Source organism: Ruegeria sp. CDSC079, assembly GCF_059610505.1.
Map to the genome: position 1 here is coordinate 155065 of NZ_JBXWNT010000010.1, position 7645 is coordinate 162709.

Sequence of the window (7645 nt, forward strand, 5' to 3'; positions counted from 1 at the left end):
ACTTAGATTCTCTCAAAATCGAATTTTTCGATAGAACCCAGTTCACACAGTGGAAACTCGTGTTTTGCATGTGTGTTTTGGGGCACAGGGACGATTTGGCGCGGATCGGGTGAAAAGTGACCTAAGGTCAACTGTTTGCGGGTTGTTCTTGCGAAAATTTAGCCTGATTTAGCCGGATTGCCCTAGTGTCGGGATAAGGAATTTAACTCTGCAAGCACCGCCTCTGCGGCGGCTTTAGGGTCTTGCGCCTGATAGATTGGGCGTCCCACTACGATGTGATCGGCGCCGTCACCGATGGCAGTTGCCGGGGTTGCGACCCGTTTCTGATCACCCAACGCGGCACCTGCGGGCCGAACGCCGGGTGTCACGATCAAGCGATTTTCGGCTTGGGGCAGGGCACGGATCAGCGCGGCCTCTTGCGGGCTGGCGATGACGCCATCGGCACCCGCCTCCAACGCTTTGGCCGCGCGTTCGACAACCAGGTCCTGGACATCGCCCGACTTCAGCAGGCTGGCATCCAGATCATCCCGGTTCAACGAGGTCAGGATGGTTACGGCCAGGATCTTGAGGTCTTTGCCAGACGCACCCTCTTTGGCGGCCCGCACCACGTGCGGGTCACCATGTACGGTCAGGAAATCCAAATCGAACTGTGCCAGACCGCGCACCGCATTTTCCACCGTATTACCGATGTCGAACAGTTTCATGTCCAGAAAGATGCGCTTGCCCTGATCCTGCTTTAACTCGTTCGCCAGGGCTAGCCCGCCCCCTGTCAGCATTCCCAGGCCGATCTTGTAGAATGAGACACTGTCCCCCAGCCGCTCGGCCAAGGCCAGACCGTCCAGGGCGTTGGGGACATCAAGGGCTACAATCAGGCGGTCATCGGACATTGGGGGCTCCTTTTTGGCAAACGTCTGCGTCCTAACGGTTTCGTGCGCTTCTGTCCATGCGCGCCTTGCGTGATTCAGATCACGGCAGAGGTTTCCGACTGTGCTATTATCGCGTTGTGCAACTGGGACGGAATTCGGAATGAGACAGTTTACGAAACCCACTATCGCAATCTGCGCGGGGCTGATGCTGGCCGGGTGTCAGGACATGGCGCTGGAAAAAGAGGCTGCTGATACAGTTCTGAGGTCTCCGACAAACGACAACCTCCGGCTGATTGGCGGTTATCGTTCGATGGATGATGACTGTCAGGTTACGGGGGAATCCGCCTTTACCGTGGATTTTCTGGATGACGCCGCCGATCTGGTTTCCTGCCCGATAGGCAGCGATGCGGCGCAATCGCTTGTCGATATGTACGGTGCGCGTTCTGTGGCGAAAACTGGGGGGTATACAGTTTATTCTGTGCCGCGTCGGTAGGTTGGATTCTGTTGGCAGACCCCTTGAACCGTGCAAGATATTTCCCAGATTGAATGTGAGGCCCAGACCGACGCGCGCTGCCAGGCGGGCGCGTCAAAACCGGGCGCTTAGAGAAGGAGCAAAATATGGACTTGAACAAGTTCACCGAGCGGGCACGAGGTTTCGTGCAGGCAGCGCAAACGATTGCGATGCGCGAGGGGCACCAGAGGTTGACCCCTGAACATATACTCAAAGCCTTGATGGACGATGATCAGGGGCTGGCCAGCAATCTGATCACCCGCGCAGGCGGAGCGCCCAGCCGTGTCGTTAACGCACTGGATGCGTCCATGGCCAAAATTCCCAAGGTCAGCGGCGATGCGGGCCAGGTTTATCTGGATGGTCAGACCGCCAAAGTTCTGGATGAAGCTGAAAAGATCGCCACCAAGGCAGGCGATAGTTTCGTGCCGGTTGAACGTATTCTGATGGCGCTGTGCATGGTGAAATCCAAAGCCAAGGATGCTTTGGAAGATGGCGCGGTGACGGCGCAGAAACTGAACGAAGCCATCAATGACATCCGCAAGGGCCGCACTGCTGACACCGCATCGGCGGAAGATGGTTATGACGCGCTCAAGAAATACGCGCGTGACCTGACCGAAGCGGCTGCTGAGGGCAAGATCGACCCGATCATCGGACGGGATGAGGAAATCCGCCGCTCGATGCAGGTTCTGTCGCGCCGCACCAAGAACAACCCGGTTCTGATCGGGGAACCCGGCGTCGGTAAAACCGCGATTGCCGAAGGTATGGCCCTGCGCATCATCAATGGGGATGTGCCGGAATCGCTAAAGGATAAAAAGTTGCTCGCGCTCGACATGGGTGCGCTGATCGCAGGTGCGAAATACCGTGGTGAGTTCGAAGAACGCCTCAAGGCGGTTTTGACCGAAGTGACCGAAGCCGCCGGTGAAATCATCTTGTTCATTGATGAGATGCACACGCTGGTGGGCGCGGGCAAATCCGACGGCGCGATGGATGCTGCCAACCTGATCAAGCCTGCGCTTGCTCGGGGTGAGCTGCATTGTATCGGTGCAACCACGCTGGATGAGTATCGCAAATACGTGGAAAAAGACGCGGCTTTGGCGCGCCGGTTCCAGCCGGTTGTGGTTCAGGAACCGACTGTCGAGGACACGATCAGCATCCTGCGCGGTATCAAGGAAAAGTACGAGTTGCACCATGGTGTGCGTATCTCGGACTCGGCTTTGGTGTCGGCAGCGACCCTGTCGCATCGCTACATCACTGATCGCTTCCTGCCCGATAAAGCTATCGACCTTGTCGATGAAGCGTCGGCTCGCTTGCGGATGGAAGTGGATAGCAAGCCCGAAGAACTCGATCAGCTGGATCGTCAGATTCTGCAGATGCAGATCGAGGAGCAGGCGCTGAAGCTCGAAGATGATGCGGCATCGAAGGATCGTCTGGAAACCTTGCAAAAGGATCTGGCCGATCTGCAGGAGCAATCCGCCGAGATGACTGCACAGTGGCAAGCCGAACGTGACAAGCTGGCTGGTGCGCGCGATCTGAAGGAACAGCTCGACAAGGCACGGGCCGATCTGGAAATCGCCAAGCGCGAAGGCAACCTCGCCAAGGCGGGTGAGCTGTCCTATGGCGTCATCCCCGAGCTTGAGAAAAAGCTGACCGAGGCCGAAAACGCCGAAAGCAGCCAGATGATGGCCGAGGAGACGGTGCGCCCCGAACAGATCGCAAGCGTTGTCGAACGCTGGACGGGAATCCCGACCTCGAAGATGCTGGAAGGCGAGCGCGAAAAGCTGCTGCGGATGGAAGACGATCTGCATTCACGCGTGATCGGTCAGGATGCAGCGGTGACCGCCGTGTCCAACGCTGTGCGCCGTGCTCGTGCAGGTTTGAACGACGAAGGCCGTCCGTTGGGTTCGTTCCTGTTCCTCGGACCAACCGGCGTGGGGAAAACCGAGCTGACCAAGGCGGTGGCGAACTTCCTGTTCGACGACGACAACGCGATGGTGCGCATCGACATGTCCGAGTTCATGGAAAAACACGCGGTTGCCCGTCTGATCGGCGCCCCTCCAGGCTATGTCGGCTATGACGAAGGCGGTGTGCTGACCGAAGCCGTGCGGCGCAGGCCCTATCAAGTCGTGCTGTTTGACGAGGTCGAAAAGGCGCATCCGGATGTGTTCAACGTGCTGTTGCAGGTACTGGATGATGGTGTGCTGACCGATGGTCAGGGCCGCACCGTGGACTTCAAGCAGACGCTGATCATCCTGACCTCGAACCTCGGCTCTCAGGCGCTCAGCCAGTTGCCCGACGGTGCCGACAGTGCACAGGCACGGCGGGATGTGATGGATGCGGTCCGGGCGCATTTCCGGCCCGAATTCCTGAACCGTCTGGACGAAACGATCATCTTCGACCGCCTGAAACGGGGTGATATGGATGGCATTGTCGATATCCAAATGGCGCGCCTGCAAAAACGTCTGGCCGCGCGGAAGATCGAGCTGGTTCTGGACGACGGGGCTAAGGAATGGCTGGCCAACGAGGGCTATGACCCGGTCTTCGGTGCTCGCCCGCTGAAACGCGTGATCCAACGCGCCTTGCAGAACCCGCTGGCCGAGGCGCTGCTGGCGGGTGAGATCAAGGATGGTGAGTCTATTCCGGTCACCGCCGGGGCCGAGGGCCTGATCATAGGCGATCGGCTGGGCACGTCTGAGCGACCACGACCGGATGATGCCGTGGTGCATTGAACCTAAACTGATTGTTGAATGGACCCGCTTGACTGGTGGGTCCATTCTTGAATTTACCCGCGTTTTTTTGCGACTAACCCCCGGCTTGTCCGAGAGGGTGGGCCAGATGGGAAAGAATAGACCGTTTCGCAATCAAAACCTGCTTCATCTAGCAGCTCTAAGATCTCCGCGCGCTGAAACGTTTTATGTCGCCATTGCAACCAGATGATGGCGTTACACCAATGTGGCTTTGATACCACCAAAAACAGGCGACCCCCCGGGCGCAGCAGACTGTGAATGTCTTGCAAGGCTTGGGACGGATCTGCGCAATGTTCAATCACATGGGCCGCAAGAGCTACGCCTACGGGGTCTAGATTGACATTGCCTAGCACCCCTTGGGCTAGTTCTGGTTCGACCCCCCGCGCCCGCAGAGCCTTTTGGCCTTGCCTGATCATCGCCGCGCTGGGTTCAAGTAAGGTTATCCTGGCCGGCTTTCCGTGGACCGCTACCCAGGCCTCGGCGAAGGACGCAGTGCCAGCCCCAATATCGACCACATGTGTCACTTCGTCAGCGACAGGCAATCCCGAGGTCAGGAATTCTAGGTAGCCATCATAGTACCCAAGCGCGCGCATCTTGTCCCGCCACCGGGGCGCGGCTGTATCGTAGCGATGCGTGATTTCGGCAATGGGTTTGGGCATCGGTCCGTGCTTTGAAGGTATGCTGCATCACTAGTGCATCGTGGCTTTAGACCAACGCGAATATCCGTGCCGGACCTCCGGTGCCGCCAGCATGTTTCGGTGCGCCGATGACCAGCGTGGCCCCCGCGGCCGGAACCCGATCCAGGCCCGCAAGGCATTCGATGCCAAACCGGCCCGAGGGCAGCCAGGCATAGTGGGTGGCGAAATCAGCGGACATGCCGTGATCCAGCGACAGGGTATCCACCGCAATCGACCGCGCGCCGGTGTCTTCCATTAACATCTGCGCCGCTTCGACGTGAAACCCGGGATAGTGCTGCGCCTCACCGTCGAAATTGCGGAACCCGTCCGTGGCGGTCTTGCCGGACCAACCGGAATGCATCGCCACGCAAGCGCCGTCGGGGATGTCTCCGTTGGCCGCAATCCACGCCTTCAGATCGTCCGGGGTAACGCGGGTGTCGGCGTCTTCGGCCGCGCGGGCGGCGATATTGACGACACAAAGCGGTGCAACCAGATCAGTCACCGGTATCTCATCGACCGACATACCATCCGCGGAAAAATGCAGAGGCGCATCTATATGCGTGCCGGTATGTTCGTTGATCGACAAATGGAACAGGTTAAAGCCGTGATCCGCGAAGTTGAACGCCTGTTCGGCCGAAATGCCGGGTTCGCCTCCCCAAGTTGGAAAGTCGGGGCTGAGCGTATGGGTCATGTCCTCGACCCCGCCATGACCTGCGGCCAGCGCTGCTGGTGCAATCGCTCCGGTGGTCGCAGCCGCAACGCTCGTGGCGGCCGCAGCTTTGAAGAAACTCCGCCGCGACAGCATTCTGTCTTTGACGGCATTCATAACGCAGATGTCACACATTCTTCTTCTCCCACTGGTGGATTTCAATCGTTGGATGGGTCGTCCATCTTTTCCCTTGTTGGTAATACCTGCGGCCCAGCCTGCATTTTTGAGGCCTGCGTTGTAAAGGTGGTGACCACAGGTGGTGCCGCGACAACAGCCTCACCCCCCTGATACGTTACAAACTGGTCGCTCAATCGTGAGGCCTGTTTCCTTGGCTCTGTGCTATCAGCGGACTACCTCACCTCAGAGGATGTATGAAGACGGAGACTTAGATGGCGCATCGCTGGACCAACACATTGACACATGCCGACGTCACCCCCCGGGCGGCGTTTCTGAACCGGCGTCAGATGATGGCCGGGATGGCGGGTGTCGGATTGGCAGGGCTGGCGCAGGGGGCAGCCGCGCAAGAGGTGCTGGAGCCGAATACCTGGGAAGAGATCACCGGCTATAACAATTATTACGAGTTTGGTACGCGGAAAGAAGATCCTGCAAAATACGCCTATACTCTTGTTACTGAGCCGTGGAGCATCAAGATTGACGGTCTGGTGGACAAGCCCGGCGATTACAATTTCAAGGACATCCTGTCCGAAATGACCGTCGAAGAACGGATATACCGGTTTCGCTGTGTCGAGGCATGGTCGATGGTGATCCCTTGGAACGGGTTTGAACTGGCCGACCTGCTGAACATGGCCGGTGTTCAGGAAGGCGCCAAATACGTGGCCTTTGAAACCGCTTATCGTCCAGATGAAATGCCGGGTGTTCAGTATCCGGTTCTGGACTGGCCGTACCGTGAAGGTCTGCGGCTGGACGAAGCAATGCACCCGCTGACCCTGATGGCCACTGGTATTTATGGCCGGCCGATCCCGAACCAGAACGGCGCACCGTTGCGTCTGGTGGTTCCGTGGAAATACGGGTTCAAATCCATCAAGTCGATCGTTCGCATTACGGTGTCAGATGTTGAGCCGCCGACAAGCTGGAACATGGCCGGTCCGCGCGAATATGGTTTCTATAGTAACGTGAACCCCAATGTGGATCACCCGCGCTGGTCGCAGGCCTCGGAACGTCAAATCGGCGGTGGGCTGTTTGCCAAGCGCATCCCGACGCTCATGTTCAATGGCTACGAGGACGAGGTCGCCGGGCTTTACGAAGGCATGGATCTGTCCAAGCATTATTGAGAGTATGAGCGCGCTGAACCAGATATTCCGTCGGATCCCTGTTTGGGCCGTCTATTTGCTGGGGGTCCTGCCGGCACCCTGGCTGTTCTATCAAGGGCTGACCGGAGGTTTGGGTGCCGACCCGATTGAGGCTCTTGAGCATAAGTACGGCAAACTGGCATTGCAGTTTTTGATTGTTGTTCTGGCTATATCGCCCCTGCGCAGGTTTGTCGGCGTGAACCTGATCAAGTTCAGGCGGGCGCTGGGCGTTTTGACATTTATATATATCAGTCTGCATCTTTTGGTTTGGCTGGTATTGGATGTGCAGGCCCCCGGGCAGATCTGGGCGGACATCCTGAAGCGCCCCTATATAACTGTGGGTATGGCGGCATTTGTTCTGACGCTGCCACTGGCCGTGACGTCGAACAACTTTTCAGTACGGCAGCTTGGCCCGGGCTGGCGCGCGCTTCAGCGTTTGGTCTATCCGGCAGCAGTTCTGGGGGGCGTGCATTATGTAATGCAGGCCAAAGGATTTCAGATCGAACCCTTGATCTATTTGTCCGTGATTTTGGCTTTGCTTGCTTTGCGCCTACCGATCTCGACCCTGATGAGCCGATTCCGGGGTGCGATTCCGCCCGACTCGGCCTGAGTCTGCCGGTAAGCCTGTGCGAAACACTATTTTCCGTACGCATCTTGGCGGTTGGCCGCCGTATTTGGGCCTGGTACTATTTGTAAGTATTTGTTTTATTTCATTAAATAATAGTTCTGAAGATTTTCGCGAGTTTCGGGAATTTTCTGCTTGCGGTGTATGTTTGTAATGCTTAGAACCCCCTTCACCGGCGCTGCTGAGGCGCTTGTGACACACTG

At 57.6% G+C, this 7645-nt stretch carries 7 protein-coding genes; 4 read left to right on the forward strand and 3 right to left on the reverse strand.

All coding sequences use genetic code 11. The features are described from left to right. Positions 1-182: 182 nt before the first annotated feature. The gene (gene pyrF / locus AC2FIC_RS18000; RefSeq protein WP_496693104.1) at positions 183-887 is read right to left on the reverse strand and encodes an orotidine-5'-phosphate decarboxylase; all 705 of its coding nucleotides are present in this window, start codon (positions 885-887) and stop codon (positions 183-185) included. Between the two features lie 139 nt (positions 888-1026). On the opposite strand from pyrF, the gene AC2FIC_RS18005 reads away from it, so the two are divergent. Beyond that, positions 1027-1359: a hypothetical protein gene (locus tag AC2FIC_RS18005; RefSeq protein ID WP_496693103.1), complete on the forward strand. Its 333-nt coding sequence runs from the start codon at positions 1027-1029 to the stop codon at positions 1357-1359. Positions 1360-1484: 125 nt separating this feature from the next. After that, positions 1485-4103, forward strand: a complete 2619-nt coding sequence (gene clpB / locus AC2FIC_RS18010) for an ATP-dependent chaperone ClpB (protein WP_496693102.1) — start codon at positions 1485-1487, stop codon at positions 4101-4103. A gap of 53 nt (positions 4104-4156) precedes the next feature. Here the strand turns inward: clpB and AC2FIC_RS18015 are convergent, their stop codons facing one another. Beyond that, complete coding sequence (locus AC2FIC_RS18015; protein WP_496693101.1) at positions 4157-4780, reverse strand: class I SAM-dependent methyltransferase; 624 nt, start codon at positions 4778-4780, stop codon at positions 4157-4159. 46 nt (positions 4781-4826) lie between these two features. Beyond that, on the reverse strand, positions 4827-5642 hold the full coding sequence (locus tag AC2FIC_RS18020) for a cyclase family protein (RefSeq protein ID WP_496693100.1): 816 nt from the start codon (positions 5640-5642) through the stop codon (positions 4827-4829). A gap of 254 nt (positions 5643-5896) precedes the next feature. Between AC2FIC_RS18020 and msrP the strand changes: the two genes are divergently transcribed. Then, positions 5897-6799, forward strand: a complete 903-nt coding sequence (gene msrP / locus AC2FIC_RS18025) for a protein-methionine-sulfoxide reductase catalytic subunit MsrP (protein ID WP_282022431.1) — start codon at positions 5897-5899, stop codon at positions 6797-6799. A gap of 4 nt (positions 6800-6803) precedes the next feature. Then, positions 6804-7427 carry a protein-methionine-sulfoxide reductase heme-binding subunit MsrQ gene (gene msrQ, locus AC2FIC_RS18030; protein WP_271951856.1) on the forward strand — a complete coding sequence of 208 codons (624 nt, stop codon included), beginning with the start codon at positions 6804-6806 and terminating at the stop codon, positions 7425-7427. Positions 7428-7645: the final 218 nt, after the last annotated feature.